This is a genomic window from Kocuria cellulosilytica, assembly GCF_040981245.1.
Taxonomy (GTDB): Bacteria; Actinomycetota; Actinomycetes; order Actinomycetales; family Micrococcaceae; genus Kocuria; species Kocuria cellulosilytica.
Genome location: NZ_JAVFWZ010000001.1, coordinates 235,992 through 261,786, shown reverse-complemented (window position 1 = coordinate 261,786; position 25,795 = coordinate 235,992). Strand labels below are relative to the sequence as shown.

Below are 25,795 nucleotides of genomic sequence, written 5' to 3'. Positions count from 1 at the left end.
TACGATGGCCGCATGGCCCGCACGGACACCGCCGCACGGGTGGTCCCCGCCTCCCCGGAGCAGGTCTACGCCGCCCTGGTCGACCCGGACGCGCTCGCGGCCTGGCTGCCGCCGGAGGGGATGACGGCCCGCTTCGAGCACTTCGACGCCCGCCCGGGCGGGTCCTGCCGGATGGTCCTCACCTATGACGACGCCGCGGGTGCTCCCGGCAAGACCACCGCCGCGTCCGACGTCGTGGAAGCACGCTTCGTGGACCTCGTCCCCGGCGTGCGTGTCGTGCAGGCCGGGGACTTCGTCTCCGACGACCCGGCCTGTGCCGGCACGATGACCACGACCTGGGAGCTCACCCCGGTCGAGAACGGCACCCGCGTGGAGATCCGCGCCGAGAACGTCCCCGACGGGATCTCCGCCGAGGACCACGCCGCGGGGTTCGCCTCGTCGCTGGCGAACCTGGCCGCCTACCTGCGGCCCGGCACCGACGACAGGAACTCAGGGAGCCTGCACTAGAGCCCGATCTCGTCCAGGTCGGCTCCGACGATCAGACGGCCGCTGTATCCCTGCTGCGCGGCCTGCCACTTCTCGAGCGGCCAGCTGCCGGGGACGAAGTGGTTGAGCACGAGCGTCGGGACACCCGCCCGCTCCGCGACGGCGCCGACCTCTTCGACCGGGGTGTGGGACTTGACGAGGTGCTGGAAGGCGGCCTCGTCCTCAGGGCTGCGGGGCTCCGGATAGCGCTGGGCCGCCCACTCGGTGGCGATCACCTCGTGCACCAGCACGTCCGCCCCTCGGGCCATCCGGACGAGGTTGTCGCTGGGCCCGGTGTCACCGGAGAAGACGACGCTGCCGTCCTCGGTGTCGAAGCGGAAGGCGAAGGACGGGAAGATCGGAGCGTGCTGGACGAGAGTCGCCGAGACCGTCACCCGGTCGTCCTCGTAGAAGACCACCGGCTTCATCCGCGGGTGCGGATCGCCGTTCGGGTCGTCCACGAGCCGCTCCGGCAGGGGGATGTCGTGGCCGGCGAACATGTCCTGCGGGGCCGGCATGCCGCCGTCGATGGCGCGGTCGTTGAAGTCCGTGGCGAAGGCCCGCACGAGCAGCCCCACCATCTCCTCGGTGCCCGGGGTGGGATTCTCCGGGGCGGTGATGGGCGGCATCGGGTGGGTGCCGGTCTTCGGCGGCAGGGCCCCGCGGTTGCCGGGTCCCCAGACCGGGACGGGACGGTCCGCGGCCACCAGGCCGTTGTAGGCGCCCAGGCTGAGGATGTTCGACAGGTCGTTGATGTGGTCCGAGTGCAGATGGGTGAGGAAGATCGCGCGCAGGTCGCTCAGCGCGGCCCGGGACTCCCAGTTCCCGAGCTCGGCGTCCATGAGCCGGAAGCCGACGCCCTCGCCGGTGTCGATCAGGTAGTAGCGGTCACCGACGACCAGCGCGCTGGCGATGCCCCTTCGCGGCGGCTCGGTGGCGCCCCAGCCCGGTCCCCCGTTGGTGCCCAGGAGGACGACCTTGGTCCGCGCCTCGGAGCGCAGCGGTGCCCTGGCCCCGGCCGCCGAGGCAGCGGTGACCGGCGTCAGCAGAGGGACAGTCCCGGCAGCGGCGAGACCGCCGAGCACGGTGCGCCGAGACAGGGGACGGCTTCGAGAGGACATCGTGGGCTCCTGGGACGGGGTGCAGTGAGACACACCTCACACTAGCGGGCAGGGCTTCTGCTCGACAGACGGTGGAGCGTCGGCCCTCGGCCCGCTCGTCATGAGCGCGGTGGCCGGCCGGGGCGTCCCTGTCAGGGGCCGTGGACCCTGCCGCAGCACGGCAGGAACGGGTCGGGACCGAACGCCGGAACGAAGTGGATTCTTCTGCACGCCACTGCATCGTGGAATTCCCGGGCAGCTCCGGTGTTCCCCTGACTCCGTGACGCCTGTTTCGGGATGCCCGTGCGACATTTTCTCGTCCCGAAGCCTCGGGTGCGCGGTTCCGGCTCCTCGAGTTCCGTGTCAGCGACGTGGCAGGACATGCCACGCACGACTGACCACCACATTGCGTCTCCGTAGATCGCCCGACAAGGCAGAGGGCTCGAAAACCTGCAGTCCGGAATGGGATCGTTCACCAGAATGTCCCAGTCGCCAGGAACTGCGTCCGAGAACTGGGCCATATGTAAATCGGCGGAAAAAGGTTTACTAATTTTTAAGCAAATAGGCCGACCAACGACTGCACAAACGCGCCGTCAAAACTCGTCTGCGCCCGCCGCACAGGTAAGTCGAATCAAATGTCACTTGGTCGTACGGCAATCCCACCCAAAAGCCTGGCGCATTCGTTCTTTACGGTTCTAAACGTCCTATTGACCAACTGGAGGCTTGGAACTTATCGAGTCACGGTCAAGCTTGATGAGCACCAATTCTCCCAGCGTGCGACTCTGCGTTGTGTATATCACCTCGCCGTGAGATTCGATAAAGTCAGCCTGGTCCGGAGTAATTTCGGTGTATCGCTGTTCTATAAGATTCGACGGCAAGATAGCGTATTGCACATCACGTTCACGCAAGGCCTCAGCCGTGTACCAATCCCCTCTGTCGAACTCAGTAAGCGCAAACTTATCCAAGCTAGTAACTACCACCGCATCACTCGGGGCCAGATTGGCCCGGACATAGCTCAGCATAGGAGCCCAAGCCGAATCGCGTTCCAGTAAATGCAAAGTGGTCCATACTGCTGTTGACCACACAATAATCATACCGAAAAGAAAGACTAGCCCAGTTCTAATTGCAGCAGAAAACTTTACCATACGTAGAACCGATGCTCCCAGCACACATGCCATAATGGCTGGAACAATCAAAAAATATAGAAATTGCTCCTCAAAGGTGCCAAATACCATGGCATAACTAATCATCACGACGGCCGAACTGTTGACGGCCCCGACAAATCGTAGCGGGAGTGAGGGACCACGCCATAGTAGCCAAATACCAAAGCTTGAGCCTGCGGCCATAATAATATAGCTCGGACCGTAGTAAAGTCCCTGCTCAACGAATGCATCAACTGCAGAAGGGGTGCCTGCTCCTACGTTGTAACCAGTTGACTGCTCTGCACCGAATAGGCGAGCTAGACCAGATGACTTTGATAGCCAAAAGACTGACCAATTTCCGGTCGAAATTACCACTAAGATCCATACTAGATATGGAAGCACGGCCCCCGCCCCTGCTGCAAGCAGTGTTTGCATTCGAATTTGTCGGGCGAACAGAATTAAAAGAGCTGGAGGGAGAATGATGAGGAATGCCGCCATATCTTTGGTGAGAATAGCTAAGCCGCCGACAAGTCCAATACCGAACCAACTTGCGGGTCTGTACTGTCCGCGCGAATAAAGACGACTGGCCATAAGCCAAGTAATAGCGACCCATGCTATTGTTGCCGTGTCCAGAAAAACCCGGCTGTTTTGACGAACGATAAAAGGATCCAACGAAAAAATAGCAGCGGCCAAAATACCAACGGTCGTGGATCCCATCTGACGACCAATAAGCATAAGTGCCGATGCGGTCGCGGCGCCCAGAGCAACATTAATCCAGCGCAAATTAAACACGGCGGTTTCACTGTTGCTCCCAGCGTCTAAAAAGAACTCAAACAGTGCCACCAGGATAAAGAAAGCTGGCGGGTGAAGAAAGAAATTAGTCCCTGAAAGGTTTGGCAGCTCACCCGTCGCAACTGAGGCTCCTAAGCGCGCATAGGTAAACTCATCCACATGGAGCTCGTAACTAGTGTCTACGTTTACCGCTCGGAGTACGAATGCTAACGCGAAAACTAGAAAAGTGCTGAAAACCGGATGAAATTCTGCCGTAATCATAAGTGCTGCAAAACGTAACTTCAATGCTGTGGCCATTAATTTCTCACCCAGCCAAGAAGGTGCTGGACGTCTCCATATGGGAGCGCGAACTGGGAAATATCATACTCATCGCAGAAACGCTGGGCCTTGGGCTCAAACACCAACCCCAGAGTCGGGCGGTCCATTGAAGCCCCGAAAACCATGGCGTGATAACGCGCCCCAACGACCTTGTCCGCCGAGCCGATGAGTGCTTTAGCTAGCGCTGGAGACAGTTCAGGAGTAATACACACCACGCGTGTTGAGTATGACGGTACCTCACCTTTAACCTGGTTAATCACTGCTGCTGCCATAGATTCATCGGTGTGGGTTCGACCCCACCCAAAGTCTCCAAGGGCACTTAAACAAACAAAGACTAATTGATGATGCATTCCGGCATTCAACCAAGCTCGGGCTGCGATGCAAGCAACTTCGACCTGTGATTGAATTAACTTTATATCGGGTGCAGGTTTAAGGGACATCACCATAAGACCTTCAGCCGCGATACCGTGTGTTTTGCGCAGTCGATTTAACTCGTCACGGGACGCAGGTGTCACCGAAAAAGCCAGGTCTGCACAAAGTTTCGCACCACTGAACACCTCGCGAGATGCTTCATCTCGGATGGCGACGAATGATGCACGACTGGAGAGTCGCCGCAATGCCCATGCAACTATTCCCGGCACTCCGGGATAGACGCCGATTCCGATCAGGCCAACACGCCGACCAAGGGTTGCTTCGATGAGAAGCACAAAAGCCAAAAGTGATACTAGGGGGGGCTGACCGGCCCCGAACATCCCGCCGCCGCCGACTATCACTACTGGCGATCGCAATAATGCCCAGACGCCGCGAAAACTTTTCATGGCTGCCGCAGGCACTTTGTGAAGTGCAGCAACCCGCTCAGGGTTCTTGCTTAGCACCGTCAAATCACCGCGTCCATTAATCAAAGAAAGGGTGCCAGCCAGTAAAGATTCATCGCCGACATTACCCTGGCCGTAATTTCCAATGATGCAAATTTTGGGCGATCCAACAAGAAGGTCATCTAGATCAGATGGAACAAGCTCAAAGCGAGCGGATCCGGAGTCATGCTTAGAAGTAGTCAAAGTTGTAAATCCCTGCAGGGCCGAACTGATGCTCAGCAATTGTTTAGTGGTTTCCGGCTATCACGCGCATTAGCGGTAGTGTTTCTAGCGTGTTTATGTAAGCGCCTCAGTGGCGAGCACACAATGCAGGACCGTCGGCCCCTGGTCCACGCTTTACGGTATCACCGCCCCACGGCACACCGGTAATATTCATGTAAAACTTACCATTGCGACACCCTCCTTTACGGGCTCTTCAGAATCCTGGGTGTAGTCGGGGTCTGAATCCGCCGGTTTCCAGCAGTGATCTGGCGATGTAGTCGTTGGGATTGTTTCAACCCGAGGGCGGAACCACGCAGGTGCTCGAGTCGGCCGTTCACGGCCTCGGTCGGCCCGTTCGAAGTGCGGGGCCGGTTGAAGTAGGCCAGGACATCGGCGGCCCGGCTGGCCAGGGTCCGGCCGAGCTTGCGCAGCTCGGCCAGGCGGGCCGGCACGTCCTCCTCGGCCAGGGGATCGATCACGAACCGCATCTGCTCGCGTGCACCTGCCCGGTCGGGTGCGCGGTAAGCGGCGATCATCGGCTGGTAGATCCCCCAGGTCGCCTCGCCCGCGACGTGCTCCTCGACCGCGAACAGCTTGGTCAGCAGGTCCTGCCGCTTCCGGGTCAGCAGGTCCGCCCCGGTGTGCAGGATCCGCCGCGCGGAGTAGAGCGGATCGCCCTTGCGGCCGCGGTGCCTGCGGGTGTGCAGTTGGACCCGCCTGCGGCACTGGTCCAGGGGATCTCCGGCCAGGCGGATCATGTGGAAGGGGTCCATCACCGCGACCGCCTCGGGCAGCTCCTCGGTGGTGGCGGTCTTCAACCCGCTGAACCCGTCCATCGCGACCACCTCCACGCCTTCGCGCCAGGCGTCCTCGCGCTGGGCCAGCCAGTCCTTGAACGCCGCCTTGGAGTGGCCCTCGACCATGTTCAGCAGTCGCGCGGGGCCTGTGTCGTCGCGGACCGGAGTGAGGTCGATGATCGACGGTGATGTACTTGTCCCCGCGGCGGGTGTGCCGCCACACGTGCTCGTCCACGCCGAGTACCCTCATCCTATCCAGGCGGGCCGGGTCCTCGATCAGAACCCGCCGCCCCTCGGCCAGGACCGCGGCGTTGGCGGTGTTCCACGACACTCCGAGTCCTTCGGCGACCCGACCGACGGTGAGGTGCTGGCACACCATGCCTTTCAACGCCCAACGCAGACCGCGACATGAGAGCTTCGCGCGGGTCTCGGCGACCTTGCTGGTGTCTTGGCGTCACGCGTGCCCGCACCCGGTGCATCGGTAGCGGCGGACCGTGACCTCCAGCGTTGTGGGACGCCACCCCAGAGGCTCGTGAGTCAGCCGGCCGACCACGGTGTCGCGCGTAACACCCTCGCACTCGCAGCGGCGGCACCACAGATCCGGCTCCACAACACGACACGACAGGACCGCATGACCTGGCTCCAGGCTCTGCCCTACGGCTTCCAGGCCGAGATCGTCCAGACGAACGAACGTGGTCAGGTCAGGGCAGGAGAAGGTAGCGTCAGGCACGTCGAGGTGTTCCTGATGGGGGGGCGTAGAAACCCCCCTCATCGGGGGACCTCGGCCCCTACCCGGCCAACGACGCTCCGCCGCCTGCTACACCCTCGATCATGAAGAACCTAATTGCCGAGAATGCGGCCCTCTCCAGCGCAGCACCGACTCAATACATGCCAAATTACCCGACTGGACAATCCGACGACTATCCCCAAAAGAAGGCAAGGCTCGGGTCAAAAGCATAGCCTCGGTAAGCATATTCGTCGAGATTCGCGGACCGAAGGTTTTGCACTTTGTAAGTGGTCGTGGGCGCTGCCGAGTGTTGCTATGAGGGTATAGTTCCCATCAGAAAAAATCCATTGGAATCATTTGTGAATCGACCACTAATCGTCCTTGCCGATGTTACAGAGGGTCGCTGTGGACAATAAGCTATCGTCCCCAGCAGCCTGGTTACTGGCTTCGACCTTGATAATTGGAGTTTCCAGCTACGCCACCAACATTGTTGCCGCACACTTGGTCACGGCAGAAAGCTATAGCAAGTTTGCTGCCGGCTCACAAGTCCTGGCAGCAGCTGGCGTTGCTGGCGGGGCAGTCGTTCCGTGGTTGCTCGCGCGGCGCCTGGCACAGGGGGCAAAAAAAGAAACGTTTGGCACTTATGCCACCCAAGGAGCTGTCTTTGGTGCACTTTGTGCGCTGCTGCTCGGATTTTGTGGAGTGGTGATTGATGACCTCATGTTCGGGGCTCTCGTGGCAGCCAGCGCCTTTGTAACTCTCAGTTCGTCTACTTACATAGGCTGGCTGAGTGGAACAAGACGGTTTCGCACTCTTGCTGGCATTCGAGTAATCGAAGCAACAATACGAGTGGGGGTTAGCCTTGGGCTCCTGGCGGCAACTGGCTCAGCAGGACTTGGTCTCATGGGTTTCGCCGCTGGCGGTTTCGTCATGGCCAGCTGCGTTATGATGTTCGGAGGACTCGGGCGAAGCGGACTCAACTGGTCGGCCCTAGAGCGTGACAGCATGCAAGGACTCAAAGGTATGGCCGTCAGTCAACTCTTAGTCGCTTTCTTTGGCACCGCGGATGTAGTGCTGCTATCGGCCCTCGCAGGACCGGGGGCGGCGGGTTACATTGCATCGGTGACATTGGCGAAGGCTGCTACTTTCGTAGCTGGCGCACTCGGTGCCCCGCTGTTCGTAATGCTATGCACAAACGGGATCAATCGGAGGTATGTGATTCGCCAAGCGCTGTTGAGCTACGCTGCTCTCAGCATCTGCGGTCTTGGACTGCTGATAGCCCTACCAATTGAACTGTGGCACACGATCTTTCCGGCGTCTTACGAGCTCGATGTGACAGTTCGTGCGGTTGCGGGAGTCGTTGGGGTGGGAGCTGGAGCCTTAAATTTAGTTTCTACGGTCTTTCAAGCCGAATCTAGATACCGCGAAGTGGTGACCCGCTCCAGTGTGGGACTAGTGCTCGGCGTATCGGCAGCCGCTGCCGTTTTCGGTTTGACTTCATCAGTAACTGCCTCAATGGGAGCTTTTGGCGCAGTGTTGATATGCGCCGTTTTGATTTTGTTCGTTGCCGCTCGCTCCTCTGGAGTATCACGTTTAAAGGAAAATACCGCATTTTGTTGAACGTCGAACTTTTTGGATTTGAGGACCCAGCCAAGCCGGACGCTGGAGGTGGATCTAGGCGCAACCACGAAATATTTAAGCGTCTGACGGACGAGGTGCAAACCACTATCTACACCGCCAAATATCCGGGGGCCGTGCCACATGAGTCAGACGGATTGAAATATCGCCCCATTGGCGTAAGTGATTCCTATACTCCGGCAGTGTTATCCTATTTCAGTGCAGCAGTTTTCAAGGCTAGAGCTTCCCATGCAGACTTGATTATTGAAGATTTTGCGGCCCCCATCGGTTCGGTTTCGCTTTCCCGATTTACTAAAGTTCCGAGCCTCGCCCAAGTACAGTGGTTGAATGCCAAAGAAAAATCCATTCAGTACCATCTGCCCTTAGTCGGAATTCAGAACGCAGGTGTTCGCGCCTACGATCGCTTTGTTACCGTCTCGGAAGGAATTGCAAACCGAATTCAGAATATAAACCCACAAGCCTCCATCGAGGTTATTGCAAATGGGGTATCTGACGAAGCGTTCAATATTTCGACAAGTATGAAGCGTTCAGGATTTGTGTTTTTAGGCAGAATAGAGCGAGCACAAAAAGGTTTAGATCTTCTCTTAGACTCATGGGACAAAGGAAACTTTGCAAACGAGGAGTTACGCATCATTGGGTGTGGTCCTGATCTGGACTGGCTCACATCAGCGATTGCGTCCCGATCCCAACCGGGACGCATTCGAGTCCTGGGCCCCCTCGAGGGGGCGGAAAAGTATCACGCGCTTGCCACGGCACGTGCAGTAGTTATGCCTTCTCGCTTCGAGACCTTCGGGATTGTGGCGATCGAAGCCCAGGCAGTCGGCACTCCAGTCATTGCCTACGACATAGACTGCCTTCGTGAAGTGCTTCCCCGTCATCTGAACGAACTTACGGCGCCTTTTGATACCCGTGCCTTCGCCTCTGCCATAGAAAAAGTAATGCGCGCGCCCGGTGGGACCGTAGAGACAGAACAACGACGCAATTTCGCCACAAAATTCCGCTGGAGCCATCTTTCTCGGGAAATGCTTCGGGTCGTGCGCAGCGTAGCTGAATCTAAACCTTTGCGGTCGATTTAGTGTGAGGTATGTCGGCTTTGTACTCGTTTTCTTTATACTAGTCGTTGGTTGCAGATTCGGTTTCGAGCCTATCGATTCGGCAGGAAGTTCCGCGGTGAACCATGTAAACAATGTGCCTCTGCTGGGCGTAATAGATCCTCTCAACGAGGAGCTGGGCGAGTTAAAACTCGCCGGTGTTAATGCAGCTGTACTACCAGTCCGTTGGTCACAGCTTGAGACCGGTCCTAACCAAATTGACTTGGCTTACCTTTCGGAGGTGATCAACCGTCATGAGGCGATGCTTGCATCCGGTATAAAGGTGATTATCGATCCAGGATTTCAATACGTCCCTGACCATATTTTTGATATACCCGATAGTCGCTTTGTCAATCAGGATGGGGAAATTTGGAGGGCTGGGCCGGGAGAGAATATTGTTGACCCGGTTTTCAATCCAGCAGTACGTGCTGCTTATGCGACACACTTGAATCGCCTCGGCAGAATATTCGAGGACAGGGAAATTTATGCCGTTCGAGTGGGCGGTTTGATCCGCGGTGAACTGGGCTACCCAGTAGGCAAAACACCAGGCCGTTATTGGATGTACTCAGAAGCGGCCAAAGCGTCTATGCCTGTGCCGAACTGGCGACCAGGTACGGGATCGACGGTCGAGGCACGATTTATGCTTGATCATTATCTGGACTCACTGACTAAGTACAGCGAGTGGCTCGTAAACGGCATATCTGATGCCTTCCCTCAAGCTTACCAGTACCAAGTACTTCTCCCGTCTTGGGGAGTGCGACCGGGGGCCCTTGAAGAGCAAATCAACCAATTGGGTCAACCGACAATTTCCGAGTCAGGCCGCCGCGGAATCGAAGCGGGTCTTGATTGGGCACGAACAATTCCGGCCCTTGCGAATAATCCGAAGGTGGCATTTTCTTCTACCTGGGCCGACGCGGCTTCCCAAGGGTCTGGCGCGCAGTACCAAGCGCCGATGCTGTATATAGCATCGCTTTCACGCCCATACGGTTCAGCATTGCTGGGCGAGAATACCGGTAAGGGCACGCCTGCGGAATTGCGAGCGACCACGAGCGCACTTCAGGGCGTAAACGCCGAAACGTTGATTTGGATGCGAGCTTCAAATCTTGGGTTGCCTGGCCAAGTCTCTGCCACTGACCTCGGTGTTGCATTCGGTGAAATGAACCGGGAATCGACAGGTACGTCTCCACCATGAACAGGTACGTCTCCACCATGAACAGGTACGTCTCCACCATGAAGGAGATTAATTCTGGATCAACAGGATCCGCCCCATACCGGAGATTTCGAGATATGGGGCCCTTCGCAAATTAGCATGGGTAATGGGGTACGCGGAGACGTCACGGAACTCGTGTTGTGAGGCTCAGGTTGAGGCCAATGGTCCATAATTGAAGTGGTTGAGCGGTTGGCCTTGTTGAGGATTTCGGCGCTGGTCTTAGTTCACACGAAGGGGTGACAGCGGTCGTTCCAGCCGGTGACAAACGCCCGGATTTTCTTGTTCAGCTCGGGCACCGAGGCGACGTCGGCTCGGTGCAGGGCCTGGCGTTCGATGATCCCGAACCAAACCTCCACCAGGTTCAACCACGAGGCAGACGTCGGCGTGGAGTGCACGTGGAACCTGGGGTTGGCAGCCAGCCAGGCCTTGACCTCGGGGATCTTGTGCACGCCGTAGTTGTCCATCACCAGGTGCAGCTCCTGGTCCGGGTAGGCGCGGGCGACCTGTTTGAGGAAGGCCAGGAACTCCTGGCGCCGGTGCCTCGGCTTGCAGGCGGCCGTGACGTGGCCGGTGGCGATCTCCAGGGCCGCGAACAAAGTAGAGGCCCCGTGCCGGATGTAGTCGTGGGTGCGGGTCGCCGGCTTCCCTAGCTGCATCGGCAGTCCCGGGGAGGTGCGCTCGAGCGCTTGGATCTGGGACTTTTCGTCCACGCAGAGCACGATCGCGTTTTCCGGTGGGGCCAAGTAGAGCCCGACCACGTCGACGACCCTTCGCCGCGGTGCGACGCTCGACTCTAGATACGCGATCCGTTCCAGCCGAACACCGTCCTGCGGTACCCAACCTGCGCCCCAAGGCCGGTAGGGACCGCAACGCTCTACGCATCCTGCTCAACGCCCGGCACAGCATGGACCGTCAGCGCACCACCAACGCCACGCCCTCACCGCCCTGGCCCGCACGATAGACCTGGGCATCGACGCCCGCAAAGCCGTGACCCCGGCCCAGACCCGCCTGATGAGCTCCTGGCGCGACCTGCGCAGCGACACCTTGGAGTCCGCGGTGGCCCGCGCCGAGGCCCACCGGCTGGCCAGGGCCGTCGTGGGGACCACCACCGAACTCGAGGCCAACCATGCCGCACTGGCGCGCATCGTGGAGACCATGGCACCGGGGCTGCTGGACGTGCCCGGGGTCAGGCTCATCACCGCCGCAGCGCTGTTAGTGGCCTACTCCCACCACGGCCGGGTCCGATCCGAGGCGGCCTTCGCGGCCCTGGCCGGGGTCAGCCCGATCCCGGCCTCCTCCGGTAACACCGTCCGCCACCGCCTCAACCGCCACGGAGACCGGCAGCTGAACCAAGTCCTGGACACCATCGCGCGCAGCCGCACGGTCTTCGACCCCGCCACGCGCGGCTACGTCGACCGCCGCACCCGGGAGGGCAGGAGCCGCCGAGAGACCCGTCGCTGCCTCAAGCGGGTCATCGCCCGTCAGCTCTACCGACAGATCCGAGCCCTCATGCGTTGACCGAACCCATGAGAAGGGTCAATCTGACCGCGCGTCGCCACCGACACGCTTGCCTGACCAGCGCCGAGACGGACCACAAAGAGGCGCCGTACGGAAGCCATCCGGACGGCGCCTCACCCTGCCCTCTTGACAGGAATCCACTACATATCAGTGCACTTCAGTTGAGCCAGAAACCAGTCACCACGACCGCGGAGCCGCCTCAAGATCGCGAACCGCACAACTTAACGGAAGTCAAGGTAGCCGCTGTTCTCCGCAATACACCGTCACGGATACCGGCGTCGTCACGATTGCGCAGATTCATTTAGGGGACAAGGCCTATCCAGATCACCCTACTTTGACCTACATATCAGGCGCGCCAGCAACGCGTCCTGCTACTTCAGGCACTAGATCTCACGGATTAGCAAATACTAATACATGTGACCGAATGAACCTTCGTAGATGTGTCCTTATGTTTCCCTTATGAACCCACCCGCAAATATTGCAGACTTCTCGAGTATTGGTTCATCCAGGGGGGAGCGGACCAAGCCGCCGGCTGATGTGCGTCGGCACTCGTTCGAAGGGGCTATCTATGAGTCGCCATGCCTACCGGTACATCCAGGGATACGCATGGCCCCACGTGCATGAGAACGCAAGATCGCCACAGCGCGGAAGCACCCACGGGGTCAGCTGCGCCTTCGAGTCCCTACAACCGCAGGCGACCCCGGCGTCACTGACGCCGGTCCAGACATTAACACGAATGCAATGTCGACACGACCTCAACACTGACGTCTCACATCGAAGGCGGACCAACAAGTCTATTCCCCACGGTGCAGTCATGAATCAGCAGAGTCCGAAAGAGTCCGTGCACACGCAAAACTACCTCGAGTGCTGCGATGGCTTCCGGGCAGGGCCGCGGAATTCATGCGCCTATGCGCATTATTCGCGACCCCAAAAACGCTGAACAAGCTCGCGTCACCCATTATAACAAACAACATTTAATACCCTACACATTCAGTTCTCCACCCTAAATACCCGCGCCCGATAGGAGACGACAATGAACACTAAGTTAGAAGTGGCCGTTCCGCCGGGTCCGGTGCACACGCCCAACGTTGTCACCATGGCTTCGGCACATCCCCGTTCGGCGGTCGATCTCGAGGTCATCGTGCCGGCCTACAACGAGGCCGACTGCATCTCGGGCACTTTGGTCAAAACGGTCGAGTTCCTCGAGTCGCAACCCTGGAGTTCCCGTGTGGTGGTCGTGGACAACGGCAGTTCCGATGACACCGGTAGTGTCGTCAGGCGCTTTTCTCTTGAGTACTCGGGAAACGTCCCGATCACGCTCATAGGGTGTGGACGACCCGGGAAAGGCGCGGCGGTGCGCCGCGGAATCCTGAGTGGCACCTCGAGATACACCGGCTTTTTCGACGCGGATCTGGCCACACCGATCGAGACTTTGCACATAGCCATGAGTCACCTGGGCCAGGGGGCCGCCGCGGTGATTGCTTCGCGGCACTGCCCAGGCTCCACTTTCGTGCGGCAGCAGCCTGTGGGTCGACGACTGGGAGGCATGGCCTTTCGTGCGCTCACTCGGTCGATCGTCGGGAACGTCCACGACACTCAGTGCGGATTCAAGTTCTTCGACCGCAGGGCGATCAACTTGGCCTTGGTTCAGTGCCGGACGACTGGATTCGCTTTCGACGTCGAACTGCTGCGCCGATTGCAGTGTGCTGGTGAGCAGATCGTCGAGATTCCGGTCGCCTGGACCGATGGCTCGTCCTCGACGTTTCGCCCGGTCCGCGACGGGGCAGCCAGTTTCGGGGCTATTTACCAGATGTACAAGGGGTAGGGATGCAAGAGAGTATGAAATCGCTCAGTCGTTCACCAGGGCAGCGGGTGCTGGTTCTCAACTGGCGCGACATAGAACATCCTCAGGCGGGGGGCGCCGAAAGGTACATGCACGAAATCTCACGCCAGTGGGTGCTCGCCGGCGTAGAAGTCACGTGGTTCACGGGCAGAGGCGAAGCACAGAGACCTACGGGCAATATTGACGGAATTCGTGTCATTCGGATGGGTGGGCCATTGAGCCTGTACCCGATGGCCGCATTGAAAATGTTGAGCTGTCGCGGGGAATTTGATGCCATCGTCGACTGCCAGAACGGCATCCCATTTTTCTCACCGCTCCTCGCTGGCCACGACATCCCGGTCGTGCAGGTCGTCCACCATGTTCATCAGGAACAATTCAGCACTCACTTCTCCGCTCCGATGGCCGCAGTGGGCAAATTCCTGGAAGGCACCGCCGCACGATGGGTGTATGGGGAACGGCCGATCGCAGCAGTGTCACCATCAACACGCCGGGAGCTGCGCCGTCAGCTGCGTTACCCCGGACCGATCTTCGTCGTTCCGAACGGGACGGTCGACGTTCCGGAGACTGTCGGGCCTCGGGACCCGGATCCCACTGTCACAGTCGTCACGCGGCTGGTGCCGCACAAGCGGGTCGACCTCTTGCTGGTGCACGTCGCCGCTGCGGCGCAGGAGATCCCCCGCCTCAGAGTCCACATTGTCGGTGATGGGCCTGAGAAGGCACGACTGCAGCAGATTGCTGTCGACCTGGGGCTGCACTCCACGGTCAAGTTCCATGGGTATCAGTCCGATACAAAACGCGACCAGCTTCTGAATGGGTCGTGGCTGACCGCAATCACATCGGCGGCCGAAGGCTGGGGTCTGTCCGTGATCGAATCCGCGGCGTGGGGGGTTCCGTGTCTCGCCTTGCGAGTTCCGGGAGTGCGTGATTCCGTGATCGATGGCGACACCGGGTGGCTGATTGATGATCCGAAGGCGTACGGCGAGGCTCTCATCGACAAACTTCGTCTGCTGGCGGACGAGGACTTCGCCCGGCAGAAGGCAGAAGCATGCCAGAGTTGGGCCCGATGCTTCGGCTGGGAGCGCAGCGCGTCCTTGCTCGCCGGAGTAGTGCAGGAGGCAGCGCGTCGGCGGAGCCGGTCCGTGGCAGAGGGACGAGACACTCGGACGGACCTTTCGACGATGGCCAGATTCGATCTTCCTCTGGGCGTGGACCTGCATGCGCAGTTGCGGCCCACTGATGAGGCCGTTGTCGACGGCAGCCGGGCAACCGTTCTGTTCAATGGGTGGGACGAATTCGAGACGGCACAGGCATTGGCGGCCATGGGCGTCATCGACGCCGAGCTTCGTCCTGTTGAGGCCAGCGATCTTCTCGCCGGCCCTGCGGGACGACACGCGCACCTGCGTTCGGCCGAACGGGGACCGGCGGAGGTTCAATGACCTCTCCTACCTTTGTGGGGCATGACCAGGACTCGTTGACGTCACCGACCCCCGCTGGAGAAATTGGCGAAGTCCTGTTCCAAACGGGAACGAAGCGCCAAGGTTGATCCCATCAGAGTCGGTGAAGGTCTGACGCCGCCCACCGAGGTTCTTGCCTGCGGCCCTGCGCTTGGCCCCAGAGTCGGTGATCCGCTCGCGCTTGGTTTCCAGTTTCATCTGTACCAAGGTGGCCATCACGGTGAATACCATCGACCCCATCGGGGTGACGGTGCCCACGTCTCCCCCACCGGGGTTCAGCACCCGCATCCCGGCGCCTCTCCCCCGCCATGCTTCGGCAAAGGCCAGCATGTTCGGCGTCGACCGGCCCAAACGATTCAGCGTGGTGATGATCAGAGTGTCGCATCCCCGGAGGGCGGCCACCGCCTGGTCGAGCTGCGGGCGCGAAGCACGACCTCCAGACTCTCCCATGATCCAGATAGAGACCATCGCGTCGCACGCCCGCGTGCAGGAGGGCAGACACTTGACGGTCTGTGTCCTGCTGCCGCGTCGACACGCGCGCGTACCCACTCAACTTGCCCATAACAACCATAATGTGTCTCGCAACCAAGGTTGAGTATCCAAATATAGAGTCAGAGATAAAGCACATAGCTACGAGACAGGCCGAACCGCGGAATCATGCGGGCGCGAATTTTCCGGACGAGACGTCTCGCATCCCATCGCTTGAAATACTTGGTGCGCTTTCGTGACTGGCGCTCATCCTAGGTTCAACCCCACGACGCCGGAACACGAAGATCTGGGCGCTGACGACCTCGCACCTTTCTGGATGTCGGCCAGCGTGTCAGGGCGCGGCTTGCGCAATTCCTGCTGTTGCGAGAAAAGGAATGGGGGTTTGGCCACGCCGTCCCCGATGAACCGGGCTAATTGCTCCTTGGCCGTTTGGATGCGGGCCCGGCCAGGTGTCAATAGCTGGGAGTCATTCTGCTCGTTCGCCTTTCGCAGTTTGAAGACCTGTGACCAAGAGCGGTTCCCTACGGCGTCGATCCTGACCGTCAGTTTTCCGGTGATCACCGGACGATTCCATGGACTCACACGGACAGCTGGTGTCCCGCGGCAGCAAGCCTCGCCCTAATCCCAATCCAGGTTTCCTGAGGCTCGTTCAGTTCTACCTGTATGTCGATAACACCGACGGCCCTGCAAGTCGCCCTGTGAGCGCTACAAACCCTCGTGGGCCATGTTCGCGAACCGGGAGTAGTGGCCCTGGAACGCCACCACGATCGTCTTGGTGGGGCCGTTGCGGTGCTTTGCTACGATCACATCGGCCTCACCGGCGCGCGGCGACTCCTTGTCGTAGACGTCGTCACGGTGCAGCAGGATCACCATGTCCGCGTCCTGCTCGATCGAGTTGTGCACCGTGATGCCGTTGGCGACGAAGTTGTGGTTGCCGAGCACGGTCGCGTCGAAGACCTCATCTTCGCCCTCGTGCTTAATAGACACTATGGAGTCCCACAGCAGATCGTTCACCGCGGCGAGGTCCATGTCGGCCTCGTCGAGCAGCGTTGAGACCTGCGCCAGCTTCGGGGCCGGTTCCACGGACCGCACCTCGTCGAGGCAGGACCGGACCAGCGACCCCAGCGGCACCGGATCCACCAGCACGTCGCCGACGCTCTGCCAAAGCTCGGCGTCGGTCTCAGCATTGACTGGCACGTCGAGCTCCTCGAGGATCACGCGGGCCGCTTCGCCGAAATCGCTGCTGCGCCCGATCTCCTTGAGGAACCGGATCTGGTCGTCATGCTCCTCCACTATCAGCTCGACTCTGCCGTCGGTCGGTACCGCCGTCGTCGAAATCCCGAAGCGCAGAAGCAGGCGGCTGAATTGATCAGCCTGCAATGGGCCGTCGAAAGACGACGAGACATGGGCCTGCCGATCATTGAGCACGACCGCTCCGTGCTCACGCCAGACGGCCTGCACGAACCGGCGGATCTGCGCCTTCGGCAGGGAGAACACCTCGGGAGACAGGCCAACGCCCCCTTCGGCGAGCGCCTGTGCGGCATCTTGGATCTGCGCGTCGTCCCACTCCGTGCGCTGCGTCGGTCCGTCGACGTGCCGAGGCACGCCCACTCGATCCCCGACGGACAGCTCGCCCAGGGGCTTCCACCCTTGGTAAGTGAAGAAGGGATGGTTGGCGGTCGCCCGCACCGTTTTCCCCGATGACAGCGTGAGCCGGTAGACCGGCTTTATCCCGGTCGAGAAGACGTGGGTGAGTGTGCGTTCGACGTAGCGCATGTCGTCGCCCAGCGACCACACCGGGACGTCCCTGGCTCCGGATTCGTACAGTTCGCCCATGGTGACCTCTGCTCCGGTGTCGGAACGGAGGATTCGGGTCTCCGCAGTGAGACAGCCCGACTCGCGGAGGTCCGAGACCATCGGCTTCTTGTCCTGGCGCTGCTCGGACCCACGGTTCAGCTGGGACAGCGCGATGACCGGGACCTCGAGCTCCTTGGCCAGCAGCTTCAGCGCACGGGAGAACTCCGAGACCTCCTGCTGGCGGGACTCGACCTTCTTGCCCGAGCTCATGAGCTGGAGGTAGTCCAGCACCACGAGCTTGAGGTCGTGCTTCTGCTTGAGCCGGCGGCACTTCGCCCGGATCTCCATGAGGGACATGTTCGGGGAGTCGTCGATGAACAGCGGCGCGGAGTCCATCTTGCCCATCGTGGTGGCGATCTTGGCCCACTGCTCGTCCTGCAGGCGGCCCTTGCGCAGGTCCTGCATGTTGAGCGTGGCCTCGGCGGAGAGCAGACGCATGGCGATCTCGTTGCGGCTCATCTCGAGGGAGAAGATCACCGTGGTCTGGTTGTGCTTGATCGCTGCGGACCGCGCGACGTCGAGGGCCAGGGTTGATTTGCCCATAGCAGGCCTCGCCGCGATGACGATCATCTGGCCGCCCTGGAATCCCTGGGTCAGCTCGTCGAGCTCGATGAAGCCGGTGGGCACGCCGCGCATGCCCTCGCCGCGCGAGCCGGCGGCCTCGATCTCGTCGACGGTGGACTCGATGACCTCCTTGAGCACCGTGTAGTCCTCGGAGGAGCGGCGCTCGGCCACCTGGTAGATCTCCGCCTGGGCGGCGTTGACGATGTCGTCGACCTCGCCGTCGGAGCTGTAGCCCAGCTGCACGATCTTGGTGCCGGCCTCCACGAGCCGGCGCAGCACGCCGCGCTCGCGCACGATCTCGGCGTAGAATCCGGCGTTCGCCGCGGTGGGCACGGAGGAGATGAGGGTGTGCAGGTACGCCGGGCCGCCGACGCGCTCGATCTCGCCGCGCTTGGTCAGCTCGTCCGCCACGGTGATGGCGTCGGCGGGCTCGCCGCGCCCGTACAGGGAAATCACGGCCTCGTAGATGGACTCGTGGGCGGGCTTGTAGAAGTCGACGCCGCGCAGGACCTCCACCACGTCCGCGATCGCGTCCTTGGACAGCATCATCCCGCCGAGCACGGACTGCTCCGCCACGTTGTCCTGCGGCGGGGTCCGGCCGAACTCCCGGTCGCTCCCGGACGAGCGCTCCGACACCATCGACACCTGGTCCACCTCTCCTCGCGCGTCCTGCGGGGAGCAGGGTGCGCACACGACGCCGCCGCCCCGACCTTCCGGGCAGCCCCTCCATTCTCGCACCGACCGCGGACACCGCTTGCCGCCCGGGCCCCGGAGCCGGTGTCGTCTTCAGCACCCGGCGAGCGCAGACGTGGACGGTCTGGGATCGCCCTTTAGTGTGTCCGCCGAGCATGCAATTATCTATTGCAAATACACTTCGGGGGGCGAGCACTGACATGAGCATCATGTATCGGACGATCTGGGAGAGCGACTGCGAGGACCCGGACGTCTTTCTCGAACTGACCCGCGAATGCTTCAGTCGCTGGGCCGTGGACGATCCCGCAGCAGAGAGCCTTGTGGACGGACCGCACCAAGTCGGCCATCGTCGGATCACACTGAGGTCCGTTGCGGACGCCGCTGTGTCCGGCGTCGAAGGATGCACAGTCGACGAACCCGAAAATGCGGGCGCAACACGCTGGTGCACGACGGTGCGGGTGATAGCGGGAGGTGGAACCGCACAGATCTGGGTGGAGAACTCCATGGAGACGGACGACCCGACCCAGAAGATCAAGGTCGGACGTCCCCGTGTTGTTGCCGACCTCCTGACGCTCAGCGAGAACCCTCGACTCGAGCGCGACGCCTTGTGCGACACACCTCGGGCGATCACCGCAGATGACGTCAACGACTTCGTGTCGATGCTGTCGGACGGAGAACGCAGGCTACCGGTCATTGTCTTCACAGAACCGTTCCAGAACTCCGGCGGCCGCTGGAAACAGCTCGCTCAACAGACCGCTCAAAGGTCCATGGGCGTGGCAGCCGTTGCCGTCCTGGACCAGGAAGCCGTTTCCCGATTCCGGGCCGAGTTCGGCGACCTGGCCGTTTGGGGCGGTGGCATCCGGACTTACGCGCCCCGGCTCGTGAACAGTCCAGCCGATGCCCGGCGACACAGGTTCATTCCTGCAGCAGAGATGCGCGAGAACGACAACTGGGTGGTGGATCGACTCGTCGGCACCGTGGCGCAGCTGTCGACGCGTCGCCGTGTACCCGGTGCCTTCTCGGTGTTCCTCTCCGATCAGCAGGCGATCAGCGAGAACGAATTGACGGACCTGCGCTATCAGTGGGAGTTCGAGCTGGAGCTCGAGAAGGACGACCACGCCACCACGCAGTTCGAACTCGGCCGGGTGTCCGGGCATCTTGAACGCATTGTGCAGACGTTGCGGGAGTCGAACCTCGAACACGTGATCTGGAACGCCCAGGTGGCGCCGGAAAACGGACTTCCCGACCAGGTCCAGGGCGTCACCGAAGCGGTCGTTGCCGCAAAGAAGCATTTGGTCGACTGGCTGACCATCGCGGACTCGGCGCCTCGTGAGCTCCACGGGATCGATACGGCACCCGAAGCAGTTTCGTGGGGAAACAACGCCTATCGAGGCCTCCGTGCCCTGGCTGAGTACTCAAGGTCCTGCAAGGAAGAAGGGTTTGTCGGTGGGTTCTGGGTCTGGTGTCAGAGAGGTGGAGCCATGTCGGTCAACTGGCCCGCCACGGACAAGAAGCTGGCGATGAGCGAGTCCGAATCCGTCATGAACCGTGACAAGTGCCGGAAGAGCCGGATCTTCGATGTGCACCATGATGTCGCTCGATCCGGAAAACTGCTGATGCAGGCACATCTCAAGATCAGCGAAGGGGGCGGGGATCTGGCTCCACGCATCTACTTCCACGATGACACCGCCGGCGCCACCGGGAAAGTCCACGTGGGCTTCGTAGGCCCTCACTACCTCGTTCCCAACACCAAGTCGTGAGTGCGAATGCGATGCCCGAGGCCGGACACCGCTTGCCGCCCGGGCCCGTCCGTGGACACCATGGACCATGACGCTCAGCACAGACCTCAGCGGTCCCTGTTCGTGGGACATCCGGACCACTCGGGCGGAGCTGACGGCGGGCCGGATCGGCCACGTGGAGCACCTCGACGCCCTGCTGGAGCGTCTGCCCGCGGCGCGGCGGCTGGGCGCGGTGATCAGCGCGGACCCGGAGCTGGCGCGAATCTTCGCCCACGCGCTGGACCGGCGGCAGACGCGGGGCCCGCTGACGGGGATCCCGCTGGCGGTCAAGGACATCGTGGACGTCGCGGGGTTCCCCACCACGGGCGGCACGCGAGCGCTCGAACGGGACGTGGCGGGGCGGGACGCCCCCGCGGTGGCCCGGCTGCGCGAGGCGGGCGCCCTGTTCACCCTGAAGACCAACCTGCACGAGCTGTCCTTCGGCATCACGTCCAACAACGGCTCGTTCGGCCCGGTGCGCCACCCCGCCGACCCGGCGCTGAGCCCCGGCGGCAGCAGCGGGGGCTCGGCGGTGGCCGTGGCGGTGGGCCTGGTCCCGGCGGCGGTCGCCGCGGACACCGGAGGCTCGGCCCGCATCCCCGCCGCCCTCTGCGGGATCGTGGGGTTCCGGCCCACGCTGGGCCGCTACCCGTCGTCGGGCGTCCTGCCGATCGCCCACTCGCGGGACACGATCGGCCCCATGGCCCGGACCGTGGACGACGTGGTGCTGCTGGACGCCCTGCTCGCGGGCGAGCACCCGCACGGCGCGCCCGGTGCGCGGCACCTGGAGTTCGACGACGAAGGGCCCGGCCCGCTGCACGGCGTCCGGCTGGGCGTGCCCGAGCTGTTCCTCGAGGACCTGGAGCCGGGTGTGGACGCGGTCTTCGGCGCGGCGCTGCGGGCGCTCGAGGCCGCCGGTGCGGAGATGGTGGGCGTCGACGTCCGGCCGGCCCGCGAGCTGGCCGCCGCGGCCGGGATGACGATCGCCCTCCACGAGTTCCTGCCTGATCTGCAGGCCTACCTGGAGGCCCGCGGCACGGGGCACTCCCTCGACGAGGTCCGGGACGGGATCGGCAGCCCGGACGTGCGGCGGATCTGGGAGCTGGCGCAGGTCTTCCGCGCCGCCGACGACGACTACCGGGCGGCCCAGGAGGAGCGCCGGCTGGCCCTGCGGCTGTACACGGGGGCGATCCGGGCCCAGGGGGTGACGGCCCTGGTGCAGCCGACGTGCCCGCTGACGGCCCGGCCGATCGGCGACGACAAGACGGTGGAGCTCAACGGCCGGCGCGTGCCCACCTTCGACACCTTCACCCGCCACTCCGACCTGGCGGGCATCCTCGGGACCCCGGGGATCAGCATCCCCGCCGGGCGCACCGCGGAGGGCCTGCCGGTGGGCCTGGAGCTCGCGGCGGGCCCGGGCGCGGACGCCGTGCTGCTGGACCTGGCGCGCACCGTGGAGGCGCTGCTGCGCGACCAGTGAGCCCGCCCGGTTCTCTTCGGGGGACAACGCAACGGTTCAGAGCCACAACCGTTGACGAATCCAACGGTCTGCCTCTACGGTGAGGACACCGACGTGCGTGATGCATGTCACAGCGGATTGACCGGTGCCGGTCGCCGGCAGGACCGACCCGAGGAAGAGGACCCACCATGAAGCACCCGTTCGCCAGTGCAGCCGCCGCCGGAACCGTCCTGACGTTCGCCCTGACCGCCTGCGGCGGCGGGGGGAGCACGGGCGGGGGCGGTGGCGGCGAGGAGCTGCAGCCGCTCACCATCGGCGTCATCCCCATCGCGCCGTCCGCGCCCGTGCAGCTCGCCCTGGACGAGGGGATCTTCGAGGAGCACGGCCTGGACGTCACGATCGAGACCGCCCAGGGCGGTGCGGCCATGCTCCCGGCCGTCTCGGGCGGCTCCATGGACATCGGCGTGGGCAACCCGCTCTCGGTCATCCTCGCCGAGGACCAGGGCCTCGACATGAAGATCCTCAGCGGCTACAGCAGCTCCCTGCCCGAGGGCGAGGACATCACCGGTGTCGCCGCCAACCGGGACGCGGGCATCGCCTCCTGGGCCGACCTGGCCGGCAAACGGGTCGCGGTGAACACGGTCAACGGCCAGGGCGACCTGACCATCAAGGAGGCCGTGAGCCAGGACGGCGGCGACCCCGACGCCGTGGAGTTCGTGGAGATGCCCTTCCAGGACATGCCGGCCCAGCTGGACCGCGGGGAGATCGACGCCGCCTGGGTCCCGGAGCCGTTCCTGACCCAGCTGATCAACGGCGAGCAGACCGAACTGGTCGGCTACAACTACCAGGAAACGGTGCCGGGCCTCGACACCATGGTCACCTTCAGCAGCGCCTCGTTCGCCGAGGAGAACCCGGAGGTCCTCGAGAACTACGACGCCGCGATCGAGGACGCGCTCGAGTTCGCGCAGGACAACCCGGAGCGGGTGCGCGAGACCCTCGTGAGCTTCCTCAGCATGCCGGAGGAGGTCGCCGCCGACCTCCGGCTGGAGGAGTTCGACGCGGAGGTGGACCGCGACGAGCTCGAGACGCTCTCGGAGCTGATGCTGAAGTACGACGTGATCTCGAACGAGGCGAACCTGGACGAGATCATCCAGGCGGACTAGTCCTCCGGGTCCGGCCGCGCCGGCGGGAAGTCGTCGGCGCGGTCGATGGCCTCCTCGGTCATCCGCCGGCCGAGCTCGATGAGCTCCCCGGCGCGGTGGAAGTCCAGCAGCCGCCCGGCGCTCTTCGGCACGGTGACGAGGAGGTCGGGCGGATAGCCGGCCAGCCGGTAGCGCAGCACCATGGACTGCAGCACCTCGAGGGAGAGCTGCATGACGTCGAGCGTGCGCAGCCCCGCCGGCAGGACGCCGAACCCCTCCGCCACGGCCTCCTCGACGGCCTCCTCGACGACGTCCTGCACGAGGGCCTCGCCCACGTCGGCCGGGTCGTCCCCGGCGGAGCGCGGGAACCGGGACGACGCGCCGCGGCCGCGCGTCTCCGCGAAGCGCTCCAGGACGCTGCGCGTCAGCTCGCGGTCCAGGACGTGGGAGGCACCGCGGCGGAACCGCCCCACCCACTCCTCCGCGGGACGTGCGGCGGCCGTCTCGTGGGCGGGGACCCTGCCCTCCCCGGACTGCTGCCCCCCGGAGAGGGAGACCGCCACCGTCACGTCCGCGCGGGTGGCGACGGTCGCGGCGATGGGCACGGGGTTCATGATCCCGCCGTCGGCGAGCAGCCGGCCGTTGAGCATGACGGGGGTGATGATGCTGGGCAGGGCGATCGACGCGCGGACGGCCACGTCCACCGGGCCCTCCTGGAACCAGACCTCCTTGCGCGCGAGCAGGTCCGTGGCCACCGCGGTGAAGGGGATGAGCAGGTCCTCGATGAGCGTGCCGTCGAGCAGCTCGCGCACCTTCGCCATGATCTTCTCCGCCCGGATCACCCCGGGCGCCGAGGGGGACGGGTCCAGCAGCCGCAGCACGTCCCGCTGGCTCAGCCCCAGCACCCACTGCGCGTACGCCTCCAACCGGCCGGCGGCGTGGAGCCCGCCCACGAGGGCCCCCATGGAGCTTCCCGCGACGGTCACGATGTCGTAGCCCCGCTCCTCGAGGACCTGGATGGCACCGATGTGCGCGTAGCCGCGGGCGCCGCCGCTGCCCAGCGCCAGGGCCACGCGAGTGCGTGGGGACATCCGCCGCTCCTCCTCCACAGGGGCTTGCGGGCCGGACCGGCCCGGGTGCCCCGAGCCTAGCCCGCCGGTCGCCGTCCGCGGAGGGCGACCGGCGCGCGGAGGACCGGAAACCCTACCAGCCGGCGCGGTTTTCCACCCTGTGGACAACCGGTGGAAAACGCCGTGGACAGCTGTGCACAGGTTGGGGAGAAGGCTGTGGACAGGGTGCTGCGGTGCTCCGCAAAATCCGTTCTGACCTGGGCTGATGTCGATGCACACCCTGTGCAGGGACGGTGCGGACAACACCGGCACCGTCCACAGCACTGTGTTTTTCACCTCGTGCTCCGGCCCACGTCGGAGGCCCGTGCCGGAGGTCCCTCGGGCGGGGCCGCCGCACCCCGGCGGAGCGCCGCGCCGGGGCGGTCAGGCCACCGAGACGAGCAGCGCCAGCCACAGCAGCGGGTGGCACAGCACCGACAGGCCCAGCAGCACCAGGAACCGGACCCGGGCGGCCGCGAACCCGACGGCTCCCGCGAGGGCCACCACCGCCGTGACGGTCGCCCCCACGGCCGCCGCGACGAACCCGATCACGAAGAACGCCATGGAGGTCTCGGTCCCCGCGGAGTTGCCGCCCAGGAACGCCACGGCGAAAGCCAGTACCGTGAAGAGCAGGCACCCCACGCCGAACCAGTACAGGGCGGACGGTGTGACGCGGGAGATCAGGGAGGGCATGCACCCATTGTCCCCCGGGGCGCCCGGCGGCACCGCCGCGCCGCCCGCGAGTTCCGGAACCGCCCGACCCAGCCGCCCGAACCACCCAGGAGACGCCCGTGGACGACAACCAGCGCATGTGGGAGGACCGGTACGCCTCCGGGGAGTCCTCCCCCGACGGCGCCCAGCCGCACCCGGAGGTCGCCGCCCTCCTGGACCGGGCGGACCGGCGACCCGCGGACGGCCCGCCGACCGCCCTCGACCTCGGCGCGGGCACCGGCCGCCACACCCTGGCCCTGGCGGCCGCCGGCTACGACCCCACCGCCGTGGACTTCTCCCCCAGCGCCGTGCGGACCGTCGCGGGTGCCCTGGCGGAGCGCGGCCTCCCGGGCCGCGCCCTGATCGCCGACCTGCGGACCTGGTCCCCCGAGCAGGAGCAGCGCTCGGGGCCGGACGCCGTGCCCCTGCAGTTCGACCTGATCGTCGCCGCGTACTTCCAGCACGACCTCTCCCTGCTCCGCCGCGCCGCCGAGTGGCTCGTTCCCGGGGGCCGGCTGCTGTGGATCACGCACGCCCCCGGCAGCGTCGAGGGACCGCCCCCGACCGTGTCGCGGCCGACCCTGCAGGAGACCGTCGCCGTGCTCGAGGGCAAGGGCCTGGACCTGCTGCGCGCCGAGCAGGTGCGCACCACCGAGACCGCGCTCGACGTCGTCGTCGAGGCCGTCCGGCCCCACTGAGCGGCAGGCCCGGGGACTCCGGGAACGCGCAGAGGGCCCCCGCGGCGCACCGCGGGGGCCCTCT

At 63.3% G+C, this 25,795-nt stretch carries 17 protein-coding genes and 3 pseudogenes; 11 read left to right on the top strand and 9 right to left on the bottom strand.

The window, feature by feature from the left end:
- Positions 1–12 precede the first annotated feature (12 nt).
- Positions 13–507 carry an SRPBCC family protein gene (locus tag RCG67_RS01155; protein ID WP_368824453.1) on the top strand — a complete coding sequence of 165 codons (495 nt, stop codon included), beginning with the start codon at positions 13–15 and terminating at the stop codon, positions 505–507.
- Here RCG67_RS01155 and RCG67_RS01150 read toward each other — a convergent pair.
- The 4 genes and pseudogenes from RCG67_RS01150 to RCG67_RS01135 form a co-directional block, all read right to left on the bottom strand.
- Complete coding sequence (locus RCG67_RS01150; protein WP_368824452.1) at positions 504–1,646, bottom strand: MBL fold metallo-hydrolase; 1,143 nt, start codon at positions 1,644–1,646, stop codon at positions 504–506. The two genes, RCG67_RS01155 and RCG67_RS01150, sit on opposite strands and share 4 nt — an antisense overlap.
- Before the next feature lie 683 nt (positions 1,647–2,329).
- A complete protein-coding gene (locus RCG67_RS01145; protein ID WP_368824451.1) occupies positions 2,330–3,856 on the bottom strand; it encodes an ArnT family glycosyltransferase in 1,527 nt (508 codons plus the stop codon).
- Positions 3,856–4,974, bottom strand: a complete 1,119-nt coding sequence (locus RCG67_RS01140) for a polysaccharide pyruvyl transferase family protein (protein WP_368824450.1) — start codon at positions 4,972–4,974, stop codon at positions 3,856–3,858. Before RCG67_RS01140 ends, RCG67_RS01145 begins: the two co-directional genes overlap by 1 nt.
- Before the next feature lie 193 nt (positions 4,975–5,167).
- Positions 5,168–6,480: pseudogene (locus tag RCG67_RS01135) on the bottom strand (ISL3 family transposase).
- Positions 6,481–6,882: 402 nt separating this feature from the next.
- Here RCG67_RS01135 and RCG67_RS01130 point away from each other — a divergent pair.
- From RCG67_RS01130 to RCG67_RS01120, 3 genes are all read left to right on the top strand, one after another.
- Entirely contained in the window at positions 6,883–8,097 is a 1,215-nt protein-coding gene (locus RCG67_RS01130) for a lipopolysaccharide biosynthesis protein (RefSeq protein WP_368824449.1), read from the top strand.
- Positions 8,094–9,191: a glycosyltransferase family 4 protein gene (locus RCG67_RS01125; RefSeq protein WP_368824448.1), complete on the top strand. Its 1,098-nt coding sequence runs from the start codon at positions 8,094–8,096 to the stop codon at positions 9,189–9,191. The genes RCG67_RS01130 and RCG67_RS01125 overlap by 4 nt, the downstream gene beginning before the upstream one ends.
- 94 nt (positions 9,192–9,285) lie before the next feature.
- Positions 9,286–10,398: a hypothetical protein gene (locus RCG67_RS01120; RefSeq protein WP_368824447.1), complete on the top strand. Its 1,113-nt coding sequence runs from the start codon at positions 9,286–9,288 to the stop codon at positions 10,396–10,398.
- A gap of 242 nt (positions 10,399–10,640) precedes the next feature.
- Here RCG67_RS01120 and RCG67_RS01115 read toward each other — a convergent pair.
- Positions 10,641–11,186 (bottom strand): annotated as a pseudogene (locus RCG67_RS01115) (IS630 family transposase); the annotation flags it as partial.
- Positions 11,187–11,427: 241 nt separating this feature from the next.
- Between RCG67_RS01115 and RCG67_RS01110 the strand changes: the two are divergent.
- The 3 genes from RCG67_RS01110 to RCG67_RS01100 all read left to right on the top strand — a co-directional run bounded on the left by RCG67_RS01110 (position 11,428) and on the right by RCG67_RS01100 (position 15,213).
- Positions 11,428–11,934, top strand: coding sequence for a transposase (locus RCG67_RS01110; protein ID WP_368824446.1), 507 nt, complete (start codon positions 11,428–11,430; stop codon positions 11,932–11,934).
- Positions 11,935–12,967: 1,033 nt separating this feature from the next.
- A complete protein-coding gene (locus RCG67_RS01105) occupies positions 12,968–13,759 on the top strand; it encodes a glycosyltransferase (protein WP_368824445.1) in 792 nt (263 codons plus the stop codon).
- Positions 13,760–13,761: 2 nt separating this feature from the next.
- Positions 13,762–15,213, top strand: a complete 1,452-nt coding sequence (locus RCG67_RS01100) for a glycosyltransferase family 4 protein (protein ID WP_368824444.1) — start codon at positions 13,762–13,764, stop codon at positions 15,211–15,213.
- 114 nt (positions 15,214–15,327) lie between these two features.
- Here the strand turns inward: RCG67_RS01100 and RCG67_RS01095 are convergent.
- Positions 15,328–15,793: pseudogene (locus RCG67_RS01095) on the bottom strand (recombinase family protein); the annotation flags it as partial.
- A 632-nt stretch (positions 15,794–16,425) separates the two neighbouring features.
- A complete protein-coding gene (gene dnaB, locus RCG67_RS01090) occupies positions 16,426–18,780 on the bottom strand; it encodes a replicative DNA helicase (protein ID WP_368824713.1) in 2,355 nt (784 codons plus the stop codon).
- 254 nt (positions 18,781–19,034) lie between these two features.
- Between dnaB and RCG67_RS01085 the strand changes: the two genes are divergently transcribed.
- The 3 genes from RCG67_RS01085 to RCG67_RS01075 all read left to right on the top strand — a co-directional run bounded on the left by RCG67_RS01085 (position 19,035) and on the right by RCG67_RS01075 (position 23,234).
- On the top strand, positions 19,035–20,594 hold the full coding sequence (locus tag RCG67_RS01085; RefSeq protein ID WP_368824443.1) for a hypothetical protein: 1,560 nt from the start codon (positions 19,035–19,037) through the stop codon (positions 20,592–20,594).
- 67 nt (positions 20,595–20,661) lie between these two features.
- On the top strand, positions 20,662–22,092 hold the full coding sequence (locus RCG67_RS01080; protein ID WP_368824442.1) for an amidase family protein: 1,431 nt from the start codon (positions 20,662–20,664) through the stop codon (positions 22,090–22,092).
- A gap of 167 nt (positions 22,093–22,259) precedes the next feature.
- Positions 22,260–23,234, top strand: coding sequence for an ABC transporter substrate-binding protein (locus tag RCG67_RS01075; RefSeq protein WP_368824441.1), 975 nt, complete (start codon positions 22,260–22,262; stop codon positions 23,232–23,234).
- Here RCG67_RS01075 and RCG67_RS01070 read toward each other — a convergent pair.
- A complete protein-coding gene (locus RCG67_RS01070; RefSeq protein ID WP_368824440.1) occupies positions 23,231–24,304 on the bottom strand; it encodes a patatin-like phospholipase family protein in 1,074 nt (357 codons plus the stop codon). The two genes, RCG67_RS01075 and RCG67_RS01070, sit on opposite strands and share 4 nt — an antisense overlap.
- A 402-nt stretch (positions 24,305–24,706) precedes the next feature.
- Entirely contained in the window at positions 24,707–25,015 is a 309-nt protein-coding gene (locus tag RCG67_RS01065; RefSeq protein ID WP_058873267.1) for a hypothetical protein, read from the bottom strand.
- Between the two features lie 98 nt (positions 25,016–25,113).
- Between RCG67_RS01065 and RCG67_RS01060 the strand changes: the two genes are divergently transcribed.
- Complete coding sequence (locus RCG67_RS01060; protein WP_368824439.1) at positions 25,114–25,731, top strand: class I SAM-dependent methyltransferase; 618 nt, start codon at positions 25,114–25,116, stop codon at positions 25,729–25,731.
- Positions 25,732–25,795 lie beyond the last annotated feature (64 nt).

Coding starts and splice junctions, on each gene's coding strand:
- RCG67_RS01155 (WP_368824453.1), top strand. CDS start 13: ATGGCCCGCACGGACACCGCCGCACGGGTGGTCCCCGCCTCCCCGGAG.
- RCG67_RS01150 (WP_368824452.1), bottom strand. CDS start 1,646: ATGTCCTCTCGAAGCCGTCCCCTGTCTCGGCGCACCGTGCTCGGCGGT.
- RCG67_RS01145 (WP_368824451.1), bottom strand. CDS start 3,856: ATGGCCACAGCATTGAAGTTACGTTTTGCAGCACTTATGATTACGGCA.
- RCG67_RS01110 (WP_368824446.1), top strand. CDS start 11,428: ATGAGCTCCTGGCGCGACCTGCGCAGCGACACCTTGGAGTCCGCGGTG.
- RCG67_RS01105 (WP_368824445.1), top strand. CDS start 12,968: ATGAACACTAAGTTAGAAGTGGCCGTTCCGCCGGGTCCGGTGCACACG.
- RCG67_RS01100 (WP_368824444.1), top strand. CDS start 13,762: ATGCAAGAGAGTATGAAATCGCTCAGTCGTTCACCAGGGCAGCGGGTG.
- dnaB (WP_368824713.1), bottom strand. CDS start 18,780: ATGGTGTCGGAGCGCTCGTCCGGGAGCGACCGGGAGTTCGGCCGGACC.
- RCG67_RS01085 (WP_368824443.1), top strand. CDS start 19,035: ATGAGCATCATGTATCGGACGATCTGGGAGAGCGACTGCGAGGACCCG.
- RCG67_RS01080 (WP_368824442.1), top strand. CDS start 20,662: ATGACGCTCAGCACAGACCTCAGCGGTCCCTGTTCGTGGGACATCCGG.
- RCG67_RS01075 (WP_368824441.1), top strand. CDS start 22,260: ATGAAGCACCCGTTCGCCAGTGCAGCCGCCGCCGGAACCGTCCTGACG.
- RCG67_RS01070 (WP_368824440.1), bottom strand. CDS start 24,304: ATGTCCCCACGCACTCGCGTGGCCCTGGCGCTGGGCAGCGGCGGCGCC.
- RCG67_RS01065 (WP_058873267.1), bottom strand. CDS start 25,015: ATGCCCTCCCTGATCTCCCGCGTCACACCGTCCGCCCTGTACTGGTTC.